Source organism: Saccharococcus sp. Marseille-Q5394 (assembly GCF_946901335.1).
Lineage (GTDB): Bacteria > Bacillota > Bacilli > Bacillales_A > Planococcaceae > Sporosarcina > Sporosarcina luteola_C.
The window spans coordinates 605,001-624,892 of the sequence record NZ_CAMPPQ010000002.1; the positions used below are offsets into that span (position 1 = coordinate 605,001).

17 protein-coding genes, 1 tRNA gene, 2 rRNA genes and 1 riboswitch (1 of these 21 only partly in view) are annotated in these 19,892 nt (G+C 45.6%); of the genes, 17 read left to right on the plus strand and 3 right to left on the minus strand.

Going from position 1 to position 19,892, the window contains the following annotated elements:
• The 7 genes from OC538_RS13625 to tsaD form a co-directional block, all read left to right on the plus strand.
• Window positions 1-2,468 (plus strand): 23S ribosomal RNA (locus OC538_RS13625) (it extends 466 nt beyond the left edge of the window).
• 84 nt (window positions 2,469-2,552) lie between these two features.
• Window positions 2,553-2,668: ribosomal RNA gene (rrf, locus tag OC538_RS13630) — 5S ribosomal RNA — on the plus strand.
• 104 nt (window positions 2,669-2,772) lie between these two features.
• Window positions 2,773-2,848: transfer RNA gene (locus OC538_RS13635), tRNA-Asp, on the plus strand.
• Between the two features lie 151 nt (window positions 2,849-2,999).
• Window positions 3,000-3,452, plus strand: coding sequence for a tRNA (adenosine(37)-N6)-threonylcarbamoyltransferase complex ATPase subunit type 1 TsaE (gene tsaE, locus OC538_RS13640; protein ID WP_251695937.1), 453 nt, complete (start codon window positions 3,000-3,002; stop codon window positions 3,450-3,452).
• A complete protein-coding gene (tsaB, locus tag OC538_RS13645; RefSeq protein WP_251695939.1) occupies window positions 3,449-4,159 on the plus strand; it encodes a tRNA (adenosine(37)-N6)-threonylcarbamoyltransferase complex dimerization subunit type 1 TsaB in 711 nt (236 codons plus the stop codon). The genes tsaE and tsaB overlap by 4 nt, the downstream gene beginning before the upstream one ends.
• The gene (rimI, locus tag OC538_RS13650; RefSeq protein ID WP_251695941.1) at window positions 4,152-4,601 is read left to right on the plus strand and encodes a ribosomal protein S18-alanine N-acetyltransferase; all 450 of its coding nucleotides are present in this window, start codon (window positions 4,152-4,154) and stop codon (window positions 4,599-4,601) included. Before tsaB ends, rimI begins: the two co-directional genes overlap by 8 nt.
• On the plus strand, window positions 4,601-5,632 hold the full coding sequence (gene tsaD / locus OC538_RS13655; protein WP_262176277.1) for a tRNA (adenosine(37)-N6)-threonylcarbamoyltransferase complex transferase subunit TsaD: 1,032 nt from the start codon (window positions 4,601-4,603) through the stop codon (window positions 5,630-5,632). The genes rimI and tsaD overlap by 1 nt, the downstream gene beginning before the upstream one ends.
• Window positions 5,633-5,962: 330 nt before the next feature.
• On the opposite strand, the gene OC538_RS13660 is transcribed toward tsaD, so the two are convergent.
• On the minus strand, window positions 5,963-7,900 hold the full coding sequence (locus OC538_RS13660) for an ATP-binding cassette domain-containing protein (protein ID WP_251695945.1): 1,938 nt from the start codon (window positions 7,898-7,900) through the stop codon (window positions 5,963-5,965).
• A 128-nt stretch (window positions 7,901-8,028) separates the two neighbouring features.
• On the opposite strand from OC538_RS13660, the gene OC538_RS13665 reads away from it, so the two are divergent.
• From OC538_RS13665 to OC538_RS13680, 4 genes are all read left to right on the plus strand, one after another.
• Window positions 8,029-8,682 (plus strand): redox-sensing transcriptional repressor Rex, encoded by a 654-nt coding sequence (locus tag OC538_RS13665; protein WP_251695947.1) that lies wholly within the window; start codon window positions 8,029-8,031, stop codon window positions 8,680-8,682.
• Window positions 8,683-8,747: 65 nt separating this feature from the next.
• A complete protein-coding gene (locus tag OC538_RS13670; RefSeq protein ID WP_060205182.1) occupies window positions 8,748-8,942 on the plus strand; it encodes a twin-arginine translocase TatA/TatE family subunit in 195 nt (64 codons plus the stop codon).
• A 17-nt stretch (window positions 8,943-8,959) separates the two neighbouring features.
• Window positions 8,960-9,754: a twin-arginine translocase subunit TatC gene (gene tatC / locus OC538_RS13675; RefSeq protein ID WP_262176288.1), complete on the plus strand. Its 795-nt coding sequence runs from the start codon at window positions 8,960-8,962 to the stop codon at window positions 9,752-9,754.
• A 293-nt stretch (window positions 9,755-10,047) separates the two neighbouring features.
• Entirely contained in the window at window positions 10,048-10,680 is a 633-nt protein-coding gene (locus OC538_RS13680) for a Yip1 family protein (protein WP_262176292.1), read from the plus strand.
• 36 nt (window positions 10,681-10,716) lie between these two features.
• Here OC538_RS13680 and OC538_RS13685 read toward each other — a convergent pair whose 3' ends face one another.
• Window positions 10,717-11,454 carry a CPBP family intramembrane glutamic endopeptidase gene (locus OC538_RS13685; RefSeq protein WP_262176297.1) on the minus strand — a complete coding sequence of 246 codons (738 nt, stop codon included), beginning with the start codon at window positions 11,452-11,454 and terminating at the stop codon, window positions 10,717-10,719.
• Between the two features lie 246 nt (window positions 11,455-11,700).
• On the opposite strand from OC538_RS13685, the gene groES reads away from it, so the two are divergent.
• Both groES and groL read left to right on the plus strand, forming a co-directional pair.
• On the plus strand, window positions 11,701-11,985 hold the full coding sequence (groES, locus tag OC538_RS13690; RefSeq protein ID WP_147059641.1) for a co-chaperone GroES: 285 nt from the start codon (window positions 11,701-11,703) through the stop codon (window positions 11,983-11,985).
• A gap of 46 nt (window positions 11,986-12,031) precedes the next feature.
• Window positions 12,032-13,663, plus strand: a complete 1,632-nt coding sequence (groL, locus tag OC538_RS13695; RefSeq protein ID WP_251695955.1) for a chaperonin GroEL — start codon at window positions 12,032-12,034, stop codon at window positions 13,661-13,663.
• Between the two features lie 120 nt (window positions 13,664-13,783).
• On the opposite strand, the gene OC538_RS13700 is transcribed toward groL, so the two are convergent.
• Window positions 13,784-14,305 (minus strand): cupin domain-containing protein, encoded by a 522-nt coding sequence (locus tag OC538_RS13700; protein ID WP_262176306.1) that lies wholly within the window; start codon window positions 14,303-14,305, stop codon window positions 13,784-13,786.
• Between the two features lie 255 nt (window positions 14,306-14,560).
• Window positions 14,561-14,662: riboswitch (purine riboswitch) on the plus strand.
• Between the two features lie 125 nt (window positions 14,663-14,787).
• On the opposite strand from OC538_RS13700, the gene OC538_RS13705 reads away from it, so the two are divergent.
• From OC538_RS13705 to OC538_RS13720, 4 genes are all read left to right on the plus strand, one after another.
• A complete protein-coding gene (locus OC538_RS13705; RefSeq protein WP_262176309.1) occupies window positions 14,788-15,939 on the plus strand; it encodes a BMP family protein in 1,152 nt (383 codons plus the stop codon).
• Window positions 15,940-16,048: 109 nt separating this feature from the next.
• Window positions 16,049-17,581, plus strand: coding sequence for an ABC transporter ATP-binding protein (locus OC538_RS13710; protein ID WP_410055886.1), 1,533 nt, complete (start codon window positions 16,049-16,051; stop codon window positions 17,579-17,581).
• Window positions 17,574-18,725 carry an ABC transporter permease gene (locus OC538_RS13715; RefSeq protein WP_251695961.1) on the plus strand — a complete coding sequence of 384 codons (1,152 nt, stop codon included), beginning with the start codon at window positions 17,574-17,576 and terminating at the stop codon, window positions 18,723-18,725. Before OC538_RS13710 ends, OC538_RS13715 begins: the two co-directional genes overlap by 8 nt.
• Entirely contained in the window at window positions 18,726-19,685 is a 960-nt protein-coding gene (locus OC538_RS13720) for an ABC transporter permease (RefSeq protein WP_262176319.1), read from the plus strand.
• Window positions 19,686-19,892: the final 207 nt, after the last annotated feature.

The following is a 19,892-nucleotide window of genomic DNA, read 5'->3' on the forward strand; positions in this document are numbered from 1 at the left end:
CAAGGCTAAATACTCTCTAGTGACCGATAGTGAACCAGTACCGTGAGGGAAAGGTGAAAAGCACCCCGGAAGGGGAGTGAAATAGAACCTGAAACCGTGTGCCTACAAGTTGTCAGAGCCCGTTAATGGGTGATGGCGTGCCTTTTGTAGAATGAACCGGCGAGTTACGATTCCATGCAAGGTTAAGCAGCGAATGCGGAGCCGCAGCGAAAGCGAGTCTGAATAGGGCGAATGAGTATGGGGTCGTAGACCCGAAACCAGGTGATCTACCCATGTCCAGGGTGAAGGTAAGGTAACACTTACTGGAGGCCCGAACCCACGTACGTTGAAAAGTGCGGGGATGAGGTGTGGGTAGCGGTGAAATTCCAATCGAACCTGGAGATAGCTGGTTCTCTCCGAAATAGCTTTAGGGCTAGCCTCAAACGAAAGAATCTCGGAGGTAGAGCACTGTTTGGACTAGGGGCCCATCCCGGGTTACCGAATTCAGACAAACTCCGAATGCCGATGATTTATGTTTGGGAGTCAGACTGCGGGTGATAAGATCCGTAGTCGAGAGGGAAACAGCCCAGACCGCCAGTTAAGGTCCCCAAGTATCCGTTGAGTGGAAAAGGATGTGGCGCTGCCCAGACAACCAGGATGTTGGCTTAGAAGCAGCCACCATTTAAAGAGTGCGTAATAGCTCACTGGTCGAGTGGCGCTGCGCCGAAAATGTACCGGGGCTAAACGGATCACCGAAACTGCGGATTGACACCTATGGTGTCAGTGGTAGGAGAGCGTTCCAAGGGCGTTGAAGCTAGACCGTAAGGACTGGTGGAGCGCTTGGAAGTGAGAATGCCGGTATGAGTAGCGAAAGAAGGGTGAGAATCCCTTCCACCGAATGCCTAAGGTTTCCTGAGGAAGGCTCGTCCGCTCAGGGTCAGTCGGGACCTAAGTCGAGGCCGAAAGGCGTAGACGATGGACAACAGGTTGATATTCCTGTACCACCTCCCCGCCGTTATCAGCAATGGGGGGACGCAGAAGGATAGGGTGAGCGCGCTGTTGGTCATGCGCGTCTAAGCAGTGAGGTGTGGAACGAGGAAAATCCCGTTCCTATAACATTGAGCTGTGATGGCAAGGGGAATTATCCCCGGAGTCCCTGATTTCACACTGCCAAGAAAAGCCTCTAGCGAGGCGGGAGGTGCCCGTACCGCAAACCGACACAGGTAGGCGAGGAGAGAATCCTAAGGTGATCGAGAGAACTCTCGTTAAGGAACTCGGCAAAATGACCCCGTAACTTCGGGAGAAGGGGTGCTCTGGTAGGGTGTTAAAGCCCGAGAGAGCCGCAGTGAATAGGCCCAGGCGACTGTTTAGCAAAAACACAGGTCTCTGCAAAACCGTAAGGTGACGTATAGGGGCTGACGCCTGCCCGGTGCTGGAAGGTTAAGAGGAGAGGTCAGCGCAAGCGAAGCTTCGAATTGAAGCCCCAGTAAACGGCGGCCGTAACTATAACGGTCCTAAGGTAGCGAAATTCCTTGTCGGGTAAGTTCCGACCCGCACGAAAGGCGTAACGATCTGGGCACTGTCTCAACGAGAGACTCGGTGAAATTATAATATGCGTGAAGATGCGCATTACCCGCGACAGGACGGAAAGACCCCGTGGAGCTTTACTGTAGCCTGATATTGAATTCCGGTGCAGCCTGTACAGGATAGGTAGGAGCCTTGGAATCCGGAGCGCCAGCTTCGGAGGAGGCAATGGTGGGATACTACCCTGGCTGTATTGGACTTCTAACCCTTGCCCGTGATCCGGGCAGGAGACAGTGTCAGGTGGGCAGTTTGACTGGGGCGGTCGCCTCCTAAAGTGTAACGGAGGCGCCCAAAGGTTCCCTCAGAATGGTTGGACATCATTCGTAGAGTGCAAAGGCATAAGGGAGCTTGACTGCGAGACCTACAAGTCGAGCAGGGTCGAAAGACGGGCTTAGTGATCCGGTGGTTCCGCATGGAAGGGCCATCGCTCAACGGATAAAAGCTACCCCGGGGATAACAGGCTTATCTCCCCCAAGAGTCCACATCGACGGGGAGGTTTGGCACCTCGATGTCGGCTCATCGCATCCTGGGGCTGTAGTCGGTCCCAAGGGTTGGGCTGTTCGCCCATTAAAGCGGTACGCGAGCTGGGTTCAGAACGTCGTGAGACAGTTCGGTCCCTATCCGTCGCGGGCGCAGGAAATTTGAGAGGAGCTGTCCTTAGTACGAGAGGACCGGGATGGACATACCGCTGGTGTACCAGTTGTCTTGCCAAAGGCATCGCTGGGTAGCTATGTATGGACGGGATAAATGCTGAAAGCATCTAAGCATGAAGCCCCCCTCAAGATGAGATTTCCCATTACGCAAGTAAGTAAGATCCCTCAAAGAAGATGAGGTGGATAGGTCCGGGGTGGAAGCGTGGCGACACGTGCAGCTGACGGATACTAATCGATCGAGGACTTAACCTTATGTTATTTAAGTACGGTTGAACTTGAAGTTCAGCAACAATGTTGGTTTTATCCGGTTTTGAACGAACAAGAGTCGTTCAATTGTCTGGTGACGACGGCGAAGAGGTCACACCCGTTCCCATACCGAACACGGAAGTTAAGCTCTTCAGCGCCGATGGTAGTAGGGGGCTTCCCCCTGTGAGAGTAGGACGTCGCCGGGCAACCCAATCCTTTTCGATAAGAATGTCTATAGGTTAGAATTGATCAAGTAAATGAATTTGCAGTTAGCGAACCTTGCATTCTATCGGAAAGTATACATATTAATGGTCCCGTGGTGTAGCGGTTAACATGCCTGCCTGTCACGCAGGAGATCGCCGGTTCGATCCCGGTCGGGACCGCCATTTTAATTTAACCTTGTCAACCGATTATGGATTTATTCCAGAGTCGGTTTTTTATTATTTATATTTACAAAAAATCCTCCAAACCTCATAGCTTTCGAAATTGGCGTATTTTCGGTACACTAAAGCAAAGTGGAGATGAAAGGAACATACGATGACTATAGAATTCAATGTTCATTCCCTAGAGGAGACTGAACACATCGCGAATATATTGGCAGGCTTGCTATCGCCTCCAGACGTTGTGACGTTGGAAGGCGATCTTGGTGCTGGAAAAACGACGTTTACAAAAGCGCTAGCGCGTAGCCTTGGCGTCACACGGACGGTGAACAGTCCGACATTTACAATCTTGAAACAATACGAAGGCAATGTCCCTTTCAATCATTTGGATGTCTATCGATTGGCGGACAGTGATGAGGATCTCGGTTGGGACGAGCTGTTTTATGGGGACGCGGTGTCCGTCGTTGAATGGGCACATTTAATAGAAGCTGATTTGCCGGAAGAACGCTTGGATATCCAGATACAGCATACAGGGGAAACTTCGAGAAAGATTGTACTGATTCCTAAAGGGGAACGTTTTGAAAAGATTTGTGAGGCGATGACGTTATGATATGGTTAGGAATAGATACGGCGAACACGCCTTTGTCTGTTGCGATTGTTAAGGACGGAGCCATTTTGGCTGAGGTGAATTCTTCAATGGCTGTCAATCATTCGCTGCGTGCGATGCCGGTGATTGAGGAATTGTTTGCGACGGTGCAGCTGCAGCCTAAAGATATTGATGCGATTGCAGTGTCGGAAGGACCTGGATCTTATACAGGTGTCCGCATCGGTGTAACAATAGCAAAGACATTGGCTTGGACGTTGAAGAAGCCTTTGTTTGGTGTCTCAACCTTGAAGGTGCTTGCCGCGAATGCTTTTTATTTTGACGGGTTGATCTGCCCGATTGTGGACGCGCGAAGGAATAATGTGTACGCAGGGGTATATGAATTCGTGGATGGCGGATTGACCGCCATCGCGGAGGATGGGCATTTTGCGATTGAAAATCTGATGGATGTTTTAGCAAGCAAGGAGCGACCTGTCCTTTTTGTCGGCAAGGATGTTGCCATGCATGAAGAGCTCATGAAGGAAAGGTTACAGGAGAATGCCGTCATTGCTCCGTTCCCGATGCAGCTCCCGCGGGCATCTGCGTTGGTTTTCATCGCGCAGCAAGATGGATTGGAAGAGAATACACATGCATTTACGCCGGAATACCGCCGTATCGCTGAGGCGGAGGCGAACTGGCTGATGCAGCAACGGAAGGAAAAGGGCCGTGAATAACACCATATCATATCGGAAGATGACGTTGGAAGATATTCCAGCGGTCGTTGAAATCGAGCAGGAGGCGTTTGCGACGCCATGGACGCAAGAAGTCTTCGAACATGAGATGACTGGAAATGATTATGCCCATTACATTGTCGCAGTTTCGGATGATGAGGTGATTGGGCATTGCGGGATGTGGGTTGTGCTGGATGAGAGCCATATTACGAATGTGGCGGTGAGGACGCATATGAGGGGCCATGGGATTGGTGAGGCGCTTATGCGGAGGGCGATGGAGTTGTGCAAGGCGAATGAAGTGAGACTGATGACGCTTGAAGTGCGCGTGAGCAATCATACGGCGCAGAACTTGTATCGCAAGCTCGGTTTCCAGGATGGCGGCATACGGAAAAACTATTATACGGACGACCATGAAGATGCGCTCGTCATGTGGGTGGAATTGTGATGGATAAAGATATGTATATACTAGGAATTGAAACGAGCTGTGATGAGACGGCGGCTTCGGTCGTGAAGAACGGACATGAAATCGTCTCGAATGTTGTTGCGTCGCAAATTCAGAGTCAGCAACGCTTCGGAGGAGTGGTGCCTGAAATCGCTTCGAGGCATCATGTTGAACAGATTACGCTCGTCATAGAGGAAGCGTTGGCTGTGGCAGACCTTGAGCCTTCTGATTTGGATGCAGTCGCTGTGACGGAGGGACCTGGGCTTGTCGGCGCTTTATTGATCGGCATCAATGCTGCGAAGGCATTCGCGTTTGCCAATGGGTTACCGGTCATCGGAGTCCACCATATTGCGGGACATATTTATGCGAATCAGTTGATGCAGCCTATGGAGTTTCCGTTGTTAGCGCTTATCGTCTCCGGAGGGCATACGGAATTGGTCCTTATGGAACAGCATGGGTCATTTAACTTGATCGGTGAAACGCGTGATGATGCAGCGGGGGAAGCGTATGACAAAGTGGCACGCGTCCTCGGGCTGCCGTATCCGGGAGGGCCGCATATCGATAAGCTTGCGCTTGAGAGCGATGAAGCGGTCGACTTTCCGAGAGCGTGGCTTGAGCCGGATTCGTATGATTTCAGCTTCAGCGGGTTGAAATCCGCAGTGATCAATTATAAGCATAATCTTGAGCAAAAAGGCGAAGAGGTCGTGCCTGCTCATGTGGCGGCGGGCTTCCAGCAAAGTGTCGTTGAGGTGTTGACAGAGAAAACGTTGAGGGCAGCGAAGGAATATGGCGTGAAGCAAGTCATCGCTGCGGGAGGCGTAGCTGCGAATAAAGGCTTGCGCGCTTCATTGGATGAAGTTTTTGAAAAAGAGGGGATACCTTTTTACGTACCTCCAATCTCGCTTTGCACGGACAATGCGGCAATGATTGCAGCTGCAGGTACTTCGATGTTCCAAAGTGGAAAGCTCGGTACGATGGAAATGAATGGCCGACCGGGCATGGAGCTTGCTTCATGGAATAGTGAGAATAAATGAGTAAATGAATGAAGGAAATCGTCGAGTTCTGACGATTTCCGTTTTTATTTGTCCCGAAATGAATCCGACTTGTCAAGAGGGAACATTCGTACTTATGCACAATTGTTGATAAGTTGTGGATAGTTCAAAGATTCGTGTGTATGACCGATTCATGTTTTGGATAACTGCGTTGGTAATCGCTACAGAAAATGTGGATAACGTGGATAACTATGTTCATATCCTATTATATCAACGTGTGGACTGTTGATAAGATTGTGGAAATCAAATGGATGGGATGTCGAAAACGGAAAAAAGCTGTCGAATGGCGTTCATTCCAGTCGACAGCTATTTTTAGGCTTCCAAATTCAATTTTTCGAGCTCTTCCTGCAAATTCAGCCATTCCTCAGAAAGGTTGTCGTGTTGCAGCTGGAGTTCGTCGATCTGTTCCTGCAGCTCCATCAGCTTTACATGATCGTCTGCAAAAACAGGATTCAGCAACTCTTCCTGCAGAACGGAGATTTCGGCATCCAATTTGCCGAGCGACTCTTCGATTTCCGCAATCGCCCTTGTCAATCGGCGCTCTTGCCGTTTAACTTCTTTATCCTCTTCATTCCGCCGGTTCTTCGGCTGGGCTTTTTGATTTGAAGCTGCTTGTTCTGCCTGCAGTTCCTCAAGCTCATTTTTCTTTTCAATGAAGTAATCGTAATCGCCGAGATACTCCGTAACGCCAATAGGGCCGACGTCAATCACTTTCGTAGCAATCCGGTTGATGAAGTAGCGGTCATGGGAGACGAAGAGGATCGTGCCTGGGAAGTCATCCAATGCATTTTCCAACACTTCCTTGCTGTCGAGGTCGAGATGGTTCGTCGGCTCGTCAAGCACGAGCGTATTCGATTTTTGTAGCATGAGTTTCGCTAATGAAAGACGCGCCTTCTCGCCGCCAGATAATGAAGCGACTGGCTTTTCGACGTCTTCTCCAGTGAACAGGAAACGCCCGAGTACTGAGCGGACATCCTTTTCATTCATCATCGGCCACTCATCCCATAACTCATGGAGAACTGTCCCCGTACCAAGGATTGTCGCTTGGTTCTGGTCATAATAACCGAACTGGACATTCGTTCCGTAGCGGATCGTCCCGTCAACCGGCTCCTGCCTTTTGACGATCGTTTTCAGCAATGTCGACTTGCCAATCCCGTTCGGACCGATGATCGCAATCCGGTCTCCTTTGTATGCATGCATGTTAATATGCTTGGAAACAGGTTTGCCGTCATAGCCGACAGCGATGTTATCCAATGTAAGCACATCGTTGCCGCTTGGCCGATCGATTGAGAAAGAAAAGCTTGCGGACTTCTCATCCCCATCTGGCGCATCCATCCATTCCGTCCGTTCAAGCTGCTTCCGGCGGCTTTTTGCCATCTTGGAAGTCGATGCGCGTGCGATATTCCGTTGGATGAAATCCTCGAGCTTCGCTTTTTCGCTCGTCTCGCGCTCATATAACTTCTTGTCCCGCTCATAGTTCTTCGCCTTTTCAACAAGATAGGCGCTATAGTTGCCGACATACTTCGTCACTTTCCGCCTCGACACTTCATACGTGATCGTCACGATCTGATCGAGGAAATAACGGTCATGGGAAACGATGAGGATCGCCCCTTCATAGGAGACGAGGTATTTTTCAAGCCAGCCGAGTGTCTCGATGTCCAAATGGTTCGTCGGCTCGTCCAAGATAAGGAGATCCGGTTTGCTGAGCAGCATTTTTGCAAGCGCCAACCGCGTTTTCTGTCCGCCTGACAACAGATTGACGTTCTTCTCGTAGTCTTCGGGATAAAAACGCATGCCATGCAGGACTGAACGCATATCTGACTCGTACTGATACCCGCCGGAATCCTTGAAGTCAATTTGCAATGCGTCATAATCCTTCATGACCCGCTCGTATTCTTGCGGATTCCCGTAAACGGTAGGATCCGCCATTTGTGCTTCGAGCTTGCGGAGCCTCTTTTCCATTTCAAGCAGCGGCCCGAAAACGGTCAGCATCTCATCCCAGATGTTGAGGGGGGAATCAATGCCCGCGTGCTGTTCAAGATAGCCTACCTGTACATCTTTCGGCATGATGATATCGCCAGAGTCCGCGGACATCTCTCCCGCAATGATTTTCAGCAATGTCGACTTGCCGGCACCGTTCCGTCCAACGAGCGCAACTCTGTCACGGTGCTGCACTTCGAGTCGGACATTATTCAATATGTCAGTTCCTGAGAACGATTTCGTAATTCCATTCACTTGTAATACGATCATTGAGCACACCTCTATTCCACTTTTAGTGTAATCGAATGGGCGTGCCGGTGCAATCGTTGGCTTTACTTCAGCACGTATCTGGAGTACGATAAAATGAGCTCATTGCACGTACGTACAGGAGGTAAGAAATGGCTGAATCGACTCCAAGAGTTCCGCAGGCGACGTCTAAACGCCTTCCTTTATATTATAGATTCCTACAAAACTTCGCGAATGCCGGCAAGAAGCGAGTATCGTCCAGCGAATTGAGCGAGGCGATGAAAATCGATGCCGCGACGATCCGCCGTGACTTCTCCCATTTTGGAGCGCTCGGGCGCAAAGGCTACGGCTATGATGTGAACGACCTCCTTTTATTCTTCCGAAGGGCACTGAATCAGGATGAAGAGACGGATGTTGCATTGATCGGCGTAGGAAGCTTAGGAAACGCATTTCTTAAATATAATTTCCAGAAGAACCATAATACGCGTATTGTTGTTGCGTTCGACCCGAAGGCTCCGAAAGAAGGGAAGACGATTAGTAATATCCCGGTGTTTCATCCGGACATGATGGAAGAGAAGATTAAGGAATTGGGCATTAATCTTGTCATTCTCACCGTTCCGACGAGGGCGGCGCAGGAAATTGCGGATCGGATGGTCGATATCGGTGTAAAAGGAATCCTCAATTTCACCCCTGTCCGTCTGACAGCGCCTGACTGGATGCGCATCCATACGATCGATTTGTCGGTAGAGTTGCAGACATTGATTTATTTCATAAAAAATGACGAAAAAGATTCACAAATAGAGTGACCTGTTCAATAGTAATAGAAGTTGTTTTCATGTAAAATGGATTACATATGAAGGAGGTGTCCGAAATGGCTCCAGGAGTAACTAGTTTAATTCTAATCGCAATCATAGCATTGCTCATTTTTGGACCGAAGAAGTTGCCGGAGATCGGAAAAGCGTTCGGCTCTTCATTGCGTGAATTCAAATCAGCGACGAAAGGACTTGTGTCCGATGATGACGACACGGTCAAAAAAGTGGAAGACAAGAAAAATGATGTGCAATAAGTAAGGATGTCTGTCCGATGAAAGAGAAAAATTTAACAGTCATTGAACATATAGATGAAATTAGAAAACGACTGATGGTAATCGTCGTTTTCTTTGTTATTGCGGTAATCGGGAGCTTTTTCATCGCGAAGCCGATCATCAAGTTCCTGCAATCAGAGGCAGGATATGAGGAATTCCATGCGTTCAACGTAGTCGATCCGATAGCCCTGTACTTGAAGGTCATCATCTTCTTAGCGGTCGTCATCATTTCGCCGGTCATCATGTACCAGTTCTGGTCGTTCATTTCACCGGGGTTGCATGAGACGGAGCGCAAAGTGACGTTGAGCTATATCCCGTTCGCTTTTATGCTATTGCTCGTTGGAATTGCGTTTTCTTATTTTGTCCTTGTGCCGTTCGTCATGAATTTCATGAAGGAACTTTCCGCGGAGCTCGGCATAACGCAGACGGTCGGTATTAATGAATATTTCACTTTCCTGTTTCAAATACTGATTCCGTTCGGCGTTATATTCCAGCTTCCGATCGTCCTATTATTTCTGTCGAGACTCGGCATATTGGATCCTGTGAAACTGGTGAAAATCCGAAAGGTAGCATATTTTGTCCTGTTCGTCATTGCGGCATTCATCACGCCGCCGGACATCATGTCGCATTTATTGGTGACTGTTCCCTTGTTCTTGCTTTACGAACTGAGCATCATCATCTGCCGCGTCGGCTATCGAAAATTCCTGAAAGCCGAGGAAAAGCGGAAGCTTGAAGAAATAAAGGCTGAACAGCAACGTCAGATTGATGAAGTGATGGGGAATTTGGAGAAATAAACTGGAGTCCCGCTTTCCGGGTGTTGGGAGTGGGACTTTTTTGTGGAGTTCGGATAGTTAGAAAGTCCCGAAATGAGCATAACTATATGAAAGTTGCGCAAAACTCGTTGGGAAACTCGCGCATAACTCCGTCCAATTACGCCATAAGTCGTCTAGATTGCGTCATAACAGATGCAAATTTGCGTAAAACTTATTGTATCCACTTGGTAGATTGTAATGAAATCCCAGTATGATTCCAGTATGATAGGTAGTGAAGGACTTACATATACATAAGAAGTAAAGGGGGAACAAACATGAATCCATTGTTATCCATATGGAGCCAGCCGACGAAGACGCTTCAATACATGCTTGAGAAGAAGTCGGTTGGATACGGATTTCTCATTTTTTTATTAGGATCAATCAGCACGGGTGTTATCTCTACGGCAACAACAGGTTGGTTTAATGGACTGCCATTGTTTATAATTGTTTTCATGTCAATTGTAACGTCATATGCCGGAGCATTGCTCGGATGGGTGATTGTGTCCGCGCTGTATACATGGATTGGGAAATGGCTTGGGGGGACTGGGAAGTATTCCGAAATGATCCACGTGACGCCAGCCGCAACAATTCCGATGATCTGGCTCGCTCCGATGAACTTCCTTATTCTTGCTATATACGGCTCACGTTTATTCGAAGTGCCGACGGAGAACTTTGGAGTCACTAATCTGCCGCTTGGGGTTTATTTCTTAATGAACCTTATCTCACTAGGAGTAGGTATTTACGGGACGGTAATTTCTTGTAAGGGAATTGGGCTTGTCCATAATTTCTCAGCATGGCGTGGATTCGGTGTCGTTGCAATTCTAATGGGTATTGGCATAGTTCTTACGATCGTATTCTCACTAATTATCGGTCTTGCTCTCATTTCATTTTTTATGGCTTTAGGATGAATTAAAAACGGCTTCCCGCGATGGGGATGCCGTTTTTTATTGCAGAAAATGAATAAATGTTTGCTGAAGATTTTTTTGCCATTGCTCAAGCTTCTCATAATTCAGTTGGACGACCATGACGAAACCGTTCATGAGGAAGTGGGCAATCATTGGTGCCCAAATACGCTTCGTATGATGGTAGATGAATGCAAACACCATTCCAGGTGCCATATAGATGAGCAGATGTTGAAGTTCTCCGTGGACGGCCGCGAATACAATACCGCTTACAATCGCCGCGATCCAGAAATTCGTCTTTGTATAAATGCCTCCGAATAAAACCCTTCTGAAAATGATCTCTTCCAAAAGCGGTGCGAAGATGACGATTGAAAAGATGATGATCGGTGACAGTTTGGCGACTTCGCTTAGTAAAGCGGTATTTTCAGAGCCAGGCTCGATACCGAGAGCGATTTCGATGATGCCGGCAATCATTTGCCCAGCCATCGCCATGAAAAATCCTAATACTCCCCAGAGGATTGTCATCAAGGGCGTCGCTTTCTTCCCTTTGAAAATATCCCAGAACCGTTTGTTCCGCGTTGTCATGAAGAGGATGATCGGTGCGGCGATCATGTTGGTAATAAACAGCGCCCAAGCGAAGCCATAAAATGCCGCGTCTTCCTTTTCCATGCCGGCGGTGTTTTGAAAGTAGGTGAAGAATCCTTTCGAGACAGGAATGCTTCCGAACTGCATTGCTATGTATAAAAGAACGATCGAAATAGAGATTTTCCAGTTTTTCATTGCCAACTTCCTTTCTTCTATTGTCCATTTTAGCCTTTCTAAGAAGACAAGCAAAGTGAAAAGGGTATTACGGTTTGAGACTGTCTGCACGCGTAGATAGGGGGCGGCTGACATTTTGTTTTATCCTACCTTCAGCGAGTATTTTGCTTGCAATTTTTGGGCAACTTTATTATGATTAGAAATGTATTAGCACTCTTGATTGATGAGTGCTAAATAGAAGATAATTTGTCGAGGAGGGTGTTTCACTTGTTGAAACCATTAGGTGACCGTATCGTAATCGAACTGATCGAAGCAGAAGAAAAAACGTCAAGCGGTATCGTATTGCCGGATTCTGCAAAAGAGAAACCGCAAGAAGGAAAAGTTGTAGCGGCAGGTACTGGACGAGTTCTTGAAAACGGCCAGCGTGTTGACCTGGAAGTAAAAGAAGGCGACCGCATCATCTTCTCAAAATATGCTGGAACTGAAGTGAAATATGAAGGCAATGAATATTTGATCCTGCGTGAAAGCGACGTTCTGGCTATCATCGGTTAAGTCGCCCTTATAAATAAGTACACGAAAAAACAGGAGGAATTCATAAATGGCTAAAGAAATTAAATTTAATGAAGACGCGCGCGGCGCAATGCTACGCGGTGTAGATACACTTGCTGACGCTGTTAAAGTGACGCTTGGACCAAAAGGACGCAACGTCGTTCTTGAGAGAAAATTTGGTTCACCACTTATCACAAACGACGGTGTGACGATCGCAAAAGAAATCGAGCTTGAAGATGCATTCGAAAACATGGGTGCAAAACTCGTAGCAGAAGTCGCTTCCAAAACGAACGAAATCGCTGGTGACGGTACGACGACTGCGACTGTTCTTGCGCAGGCGATGATCCGTGAAGGCTTGAAAAACGTAACAGCTGGTGCAAACCCTGTCGGCATCCGTAAAGGAATCGAAAAAGCGGTTGCAACGGCAATTGAAGAGTTGAAAGGCATTTCCGATGAAATCGAAAGCAAGCAGGAAATTGCACAAGTTGCAGCTATTTCTTCAGGCGACGAAGAAGTCGGCGAATTGATCGCTGAAGCGATGGAGCGCGTCGGCAACGATGGCGTCATCACAATCGAAGAGTCGAAAGGCTTCACGACTGAGCTTGATGTTGTAGAAGGTATGCAATTCGATCGCGGCTACGCATCTGCTTACATGGCGACAGACACGGACAAAATGGAAGCGGTTCTTGACAACCCATATATTTTGATCACAGATAAAAAGATTTCTAACATCCAAGAAATCCTGCCGGTTCTTGAGCAAGTCGTTCAACAAGGCAAGCCGTTGTTGATGATTGCGGAAGACGTGGAAGGCGAAGCACTTGCAACTCTCGTTGTGAATAAACTTCGCGGTACATTCAACGCAGTAGCTGTTAAAGCACCAGGATTCGGCGATCGCCGTAAAGCGATGCTTGAAGATATCGCAATCCTTACAGGCGGAGAAGTCATCACGGAAGACCTTGGCCTAGATCTTAAATCCGCTGACATCAATCAGCTTGGACGCGCTGCGAAAGTCGTTGTCACAAAAGACCATACGACAATCGTTGAAGGAAATGGAGATTCACAGCAAATCGCTTCACGTGTCGGCCAAATCCGTGCGCAACTTGAAGAATCAACTTCCGAGTTCGACAAAGAGAAGCTGCAAGAACGCCTTGCGAAACTTGCTGGCGGCGTAGCAGTTATCAAAGTCGGAGCGGCAACTGAAACTGAATTGAAAGAGCGCAAACTTCGCATCGAAGACGCATTGAACTCTACTCGTGCGGCTGTTGAGGAAGGTATTGTATCCGGTGGTGGTACAGCGCTTGTGAACGTATATTCAAAAGTTGAAACACTTCTTGAAAGCACAGAAGGCGATGTCGCAACAGGCGTGAAAATCGTTCTTCGTGCACTTGAAGAGCCAGTTCGCCAAATTGCGAACAACGCAGGCCTCGAAGGCTCTATCGTTGTTGACCGCTTGAAACGCGAAGAAGTCGGCATCGGCTTCAACGCAGCGAACGGCGAATGGGTCAACATGATGCAAGCCGGTATCGTGGACCCGACTAAAGTTACTCGTTCTGCACTTCAAAATGCAGCATCCGTTGCGGCAATGCTCCTATCTACAGAAGCAGTCGTTGCAGATATCCCGGAACCAGCTGGAATGGGCGGCGGCATGCCTGACATGGGCGGAATGGGCGGCATGATGTAACAAGAAAAGCGCAAGCGGCTTGCTTAGCCCTGACACCTCGAGGGGCTAGCCGATTGAGTTGGATATGAAAGCTCCTCATAAGTCAGTGGACTTGTGAGGAGCTTTTTTTCATTCTATTTGTCAGTCTGGAATTATCTCATAAGCCATCTTTAAGATGACGTCTTTATGTTGAGGATATTTCAGTAAAAGCTCTTCCTGTGTAAACAACTCAAAGTCCTTGTACTCAAAACCAGGCGAAACCATACATCCGACTAAAGAGAAAGTATCCGGATCCATCACTGATGATCCGAAAATAGTGTTTTTTGGAACTAACGCCTGTGGGACTTCTCCTTTATCCAAATTCAATCCTAATTTAATTTCTTTATACCCCCCATTTTCCTCAATCACATGAATGGTTAGAGGACTTCCCGCATGATAATACCATACTTCATCAGATTTCAAACGATGGAAATGGGAGATGTCTTTCGAAGTTAAGAGAAAGTAAATACTCGTATAGAGCATGCGTTTCCCCTCGAAATTCATCGTTACTTCCTGATCGGAAATCGTTTCGGTCGAATGGAATGATTGTTTATAATAACCGCCCTCTCGATGTGGAGTTAATCCAAGGTTGGATATGAAAAATTGTGCATTATGGCTATTCACTTTTAACTACCTCCAATTGTTATTCTGACAATACCAATTTACTACTTCATTGCTACCTCTACTCTGAAGCATTCTCTAATTGTACAAATTCAGTTGGCTAGTTGCAAACATTTAAAACATTAAGAAGGCGAATATTACCTATACTTTTGGCTATAATTCTAGTCGTTCGCACAATTAGCGAACGATATAACGTTTTTTAAATTAATCATTCGGTTTTTTATTGACACCTTGATTTCCAGGTGTTATTATTGGGTAGTAAAAATTGAATAATATTCTCGTATAATATTGGGGATAGGGCCCAAAAGTTTCTACCAAGCTGCCGTAAATAGCTTGACTACGAGGTAGTATATATAACGATAGAGATAAATGACTTATTTATTTCTATTGTCTACCTTCCTGAAGTCAAGCACCGGTATCTACACGGTGCTTTTTTTAATTTTTACACAAGCAATTCAATCATATTAACAGGGAGGATCATTTAGATGACAAAAAATACAAAGAAAATAGCAATGCTATTATTCACTGTTTTAGTGACTGTCGTTATGGCCGCTTGCGGAAATAACTCAACTAATAAAAAGGAAGATAAGGCTGGAGCTGGCGAAGAAGGCTTGAAAATTGCAATTGTAACAAGCCCATCTGGCGTAGATGATGGCAGCTTCAATGAAGATAACTATAACGGTATTTTGAACTTTATTAAAAACAATCCAACAGCAACAGTAAAGGCTGTTAAAGAGCCAACAGGCGATCCAGCAGCTGCTGTACAAGCTGTTGCCGATATCGTGGCAGATTATGATGTAATTGTTACACCTGGTTTCCAATTTGCTGGGGTTTCGAGCATCGCTGTAGAAAATCCGGATAAGATCTTTATCATGAATGACACTGAGCCAGCTCCTGTAGATGGCCAAACTGATTTCGACAATATTTATGCAATGAATTTCGCCGAGCAAGAGAGTGGTTTCTTTGCAGGAATGGCTGCAGCACTTGAAACGAAGACAAACAAAGTAGCGGTTGTAAATGGGATTGCTTATCCTTCAAATGTAAACTATCAATTCGGTTTTGAATCAGGCGTGAATTACGCGAACAAGGTTTATGGAAAAAATGTTGAACTTGTTGAACTATCTGGTTATGCAGGAACTGATGTAACGGGTGCTAATGTTGGCGGTAACTACGCAGGATCCTTTGCGGATGAAGCGACTGGTAAAGTAATCGGCAATGCATTGATTAAACAAGGTGCTGATATTATCTTTGTTGCTGCAGGTGGAACTGGTAATGGTGTATTCACAGCAGTTAAGGAAGCGAAGGGCGATGTTAAAGTAATTGGTGTGGATGTTGACCAATATGATGACGGTGCAACTGGTTCTGAAAATATCGTTTTAACGTCTGGTGTAAAATTCATGGCTATGAATATTGAAAAGGCTTTGAATTCGGTTGCTGATGGATCCTTTACAGGCGGAAATGTAGTTCTTCATGCAGATACAGATTCCACAGGTTTTATTAAAGAAGAAGGTCGTCACCAATTATCTGAGGATACGCTAAGCAAATTGAATGAGGCGTACGAGTTAGTGAAAGATGGCACAATCGTACCTGCATCTAACTTTAATGAACATACTCCAGAAAAGTTTCCAGGACTATAACAGTAAGTAAAGACACAATGACAATAGAAGTTTATCAGTTCCCTACTAAATGTTTAGGGAATGATGAACTTCTATTATTTTTCCGATTTCCGAGGGAGGAGAATGAATGATGTCTGAATATATCGTGGAGATGAAACATATTACGAAACGTTTCCCTGGAATCGTAGCAAATGATGACGTATCCATTGGCATTAGGAAAGGTGAAATTTTTGCCTTGCTTGGTGAAAATGGTGCAGGCAAATCAACATTGATGAGTATTCTGTGCGGGATGTACGAACCCGATGAAGGAGAAATCTATATTCGGGGAGAGAAGGTACAAATCAGTTCGCCGAACCACGCGGCAAATCTTAACATCGGAATGGTCCATCAGCATTTTAAGTTAGTCGATGATTATACGATTACAGAGAATATCATTTTAGGGGTTGAGCCCACCAGCAAATTCGCCGGTCTCTTTCCTTACGTAGGTATTCGAAGTGCTAACCGTAAAATTGAAGAACTGTCCAAAAGCTTTGGTTTGGAAGTGGAGCCTACGAAAAAAGTAGCCGATCTTACCGTTTCCATGCAGCAACGTGTTGAGATTTTAAAAGTGCTCTACCGTGAAGCTGAAATCCTTATTTTTGATGAACCAACGGCAGTCCTAACGCCACAAGAAATTGATTTTCTCCTCGGTATTATCGAAGGTCTCCGAAATAGTGGAAAAACAATCATTCTCATCACACATAAGTTAGAAGAGATTAAGAAAGTGGCCGACCGATGCGCGGTATTGAACAAAGGTAAATTGATTGATGTGTTGGATGTGAAGACAACATCGACGAATCTTATGGCTCAATTAATGGTCGGTAGGGAAGTAAGTTTTGAATCTGAAAAAGCACCTGCTCAATTTAAAGAAGAAGTATTGAAAGTAGAACAGTTAACCGTGAAAAATGAGGACGGATTTGAAGTAGTCAAAGACGTTTCCTTTACGATACGCAGTGGCGAAATATTCGCGATTGCAGGGGTCGCAGATAATGGCCAAGTTGAAATAGCGGATGCCATTGCCGGTTTAGTAAAGGCGAGCGGCGGAAAGATCTTCCTCAATGGGCAGGACATTACGAATGACAGTATACGAAACAGAACTGAATCCGGAATCTCGTATGTACCTGAAGATCGTCAACGATTTGGACTGTTTTTGGATTTTGATGTAGCGACGAATTTAGGTTCAAAGCAGTATTACAAAGAGCCGTTTTCGAATAAAGGAATTCTGAATAAACAGGAATTCGATCAATTTGGCAGTCAGTTGATTGATAAATATGATATTCGAAGTGGACAAGGGATTAAGACGCAAGTTCGTTCGATGAGTGGCGGCAACCAGCAAAAAGCAATAATTGCCCGTGAGATCGAATTGCAATCCCCGCTTATGATTTTCGTTCAGCCAACACGGGGAGTAGATATCGGTGCTATCGAAAACATTCATAAGATGATTATCGAACAACGCGATCAAGGAAAAGCGATCTTACTTGTTTCGTTAGAGCTGGACGAAATTATGAATGTAGCGGATACAATCGGTGTTATCTATAATGGCCAATTTCAAAAGATCGCAAGCAGTGAATCATTAACGACAAATGAAGTCGGCGAATATATGATGGGGGCAAAGCATGAGTAAGGATAAAAAGAAAACAAGTCTACGTTATCGTCTGATTTGGCCACTAAGAAATGAAAAATGGCAACCAATCAGCATTCCGGTTGCCTCTATACTAGTCAGTTTCATAGCTGCGGCGATTATCATCCTGTTGCTCGGTAAAAATCCGTTCCAAGCATTTTACAACTTGTTCCAAGGAGCAGGAATCTTGCCGAAGCCAACGTACGCCGGCTACAAGAGCATGTTTACCGACTTTTTGCAATTGCTGAACGCCATGACGCCAATGGTATTTGCCAGTCTGGCAGTGGCCGTTGCCCTTAGAGCAGGACTATTTAATATTGGGGTTTCCGGTCAAATGCTATTCTCCGGGTTTTTAGCGACCGTTATTGTCGGTTACAGCGGGTTGGATGCTTTTATTGCAAAACCGCTTGTATTGCTGGTCGGAATGGTTGCCGGCGGCTTGATGGGTGGATTAGTAGGATGGCTAAAATATAAATTTAACATTCATGAAGTCGTAACGACGATTATGTTCAATTACATTGCTCAATACGTCATAAGCTTCTTTATTCATATGTATTATATTGATCCGATTTCAAGACAGTCTAAATATATTACGGAAGCAGCGCGATTGACGTTAGTAAATGTTGAGATCGCAAACTTGAAAATGAATATTCCATTGGGCTTTATTTTGGCCATCGCAATCGCGATTATCATCAAGTTTCTTATGGACAAAACAGTTGTTGGTTTTGAAATTAAAGCAGTAGGATCCAACCGGGATGCGGCGAAGTATACAGGAATAAAGGTCGGTAGCAATACGGTCTTAGCCATGGTCATTTCAGGCGGTTTAGCCGGTCTGGCAGGTGTGACGTATTATTTAGGCTATTTTGGTTCCATACAGCCAAAAGTGTTAACAAATATCGGTTTTGACTCCATTGCGGTGGCACTATTAGGAAACGCTCATCCAATCGGGATTATTTTTTCATCTTTCTTAATATCGATTATTGACCAAGGAAGCACGTATATGAGTTCACAGGCTGGAATCAGACAAGAAATTGCTTCTGTGATCATCGGGTTAATCCTATTGTTTAGTGCATGTGGTGCGTACGTGAAACATAAAGTCAGCCGCTTGAAGGAAAAAGAAGTGGATCGAAAGGACAGTGAATCATAAATGGATACGATTATTATTGATGGATTATCCTTTGCTCTACCTCTTTTTATCATGGCGATCGGCGGTATATATAGTGAGAAAAGTGGGATTACCAATTTAGCGCTTGAAGGCTTTCAAGGGTTCGGTGCATTCATCGGAGCTATGTCAGCTGTTTTGATCGCAAATGCTTCTGGAGCAGCTATTGAGGATATGTTCTACGTGGCGTTACTGTTTGCGATGATTGGCGGAATGGGATTTTCCATTATTCATGCTGTACTAAGTATTAAATTTAAGGCAAATCAAGTCATCAGCGGTGTCGTCATTAATATTTTGGCGTTAGCCCTAACGACATTCTTAACAACACAGATCAATGCCCTCGTATTCGGAGCGGCTTCGGACAAGTTCCGATTAGGTGTATCGGAGCGATTTACGATTGACGGTTTAGCCAATATACCTGTGGTTGGTGCGGTATTTACGAATGTGTATCCGTTCCAAGTAATCATCGTTGTCATTGCTATTTTTGCATGGTATGTCTTATATAAAACAAAGTTTGGATTGCGCCTACGAGCGAGTGGGGAAAATCCTCAATCCGTTGATGCAGCAGGTGTAAGTGTATCGAAAATACGGTTTTCTGCGGTTCTTATATCAGGACTCTTATCAGGTCTCGCTGGTATGTGTTTTGCCTATTCCATTTCAGCCCAATTTTCTTCAGGCATTTATATGGGATATGGATTCTTGGCGATTGCAGCGTTAATCTTTGGTAACTGGAGAATCCTGCCGACGTTGGGAGCTTGTCTTTTATTTGGTTTTGCTAAATCGGGTGGCATGTTTATTGCCCAGTCGATGGCATTACCAAGTAGTTTCACTGATTTATTCATGATTTTACCGTATGTAGTAACGTTGTTGTTATTGATCTTTTTCTCTAAATCAAATCGAGCTCCAAGAGCGTTGGGCGAAATTTATGATAAAGGGAAGAGATAATTCAACTTTCCAAATTAGCTTTATCAAATATGAAGAAGCTTCTCTTTAGTCATATTGACTTTTGAGGAGCTTCATTTTTTATTCTCAAGTATGTATTTCACATAAATTAACGTAATTTTGCGTAATTCATGCACAAGCATTTGTGCAGTGTTGACAAATCGGAAATTTCTGTTGTGTTACTTCAACAATGTAATTGTATTTTATTGG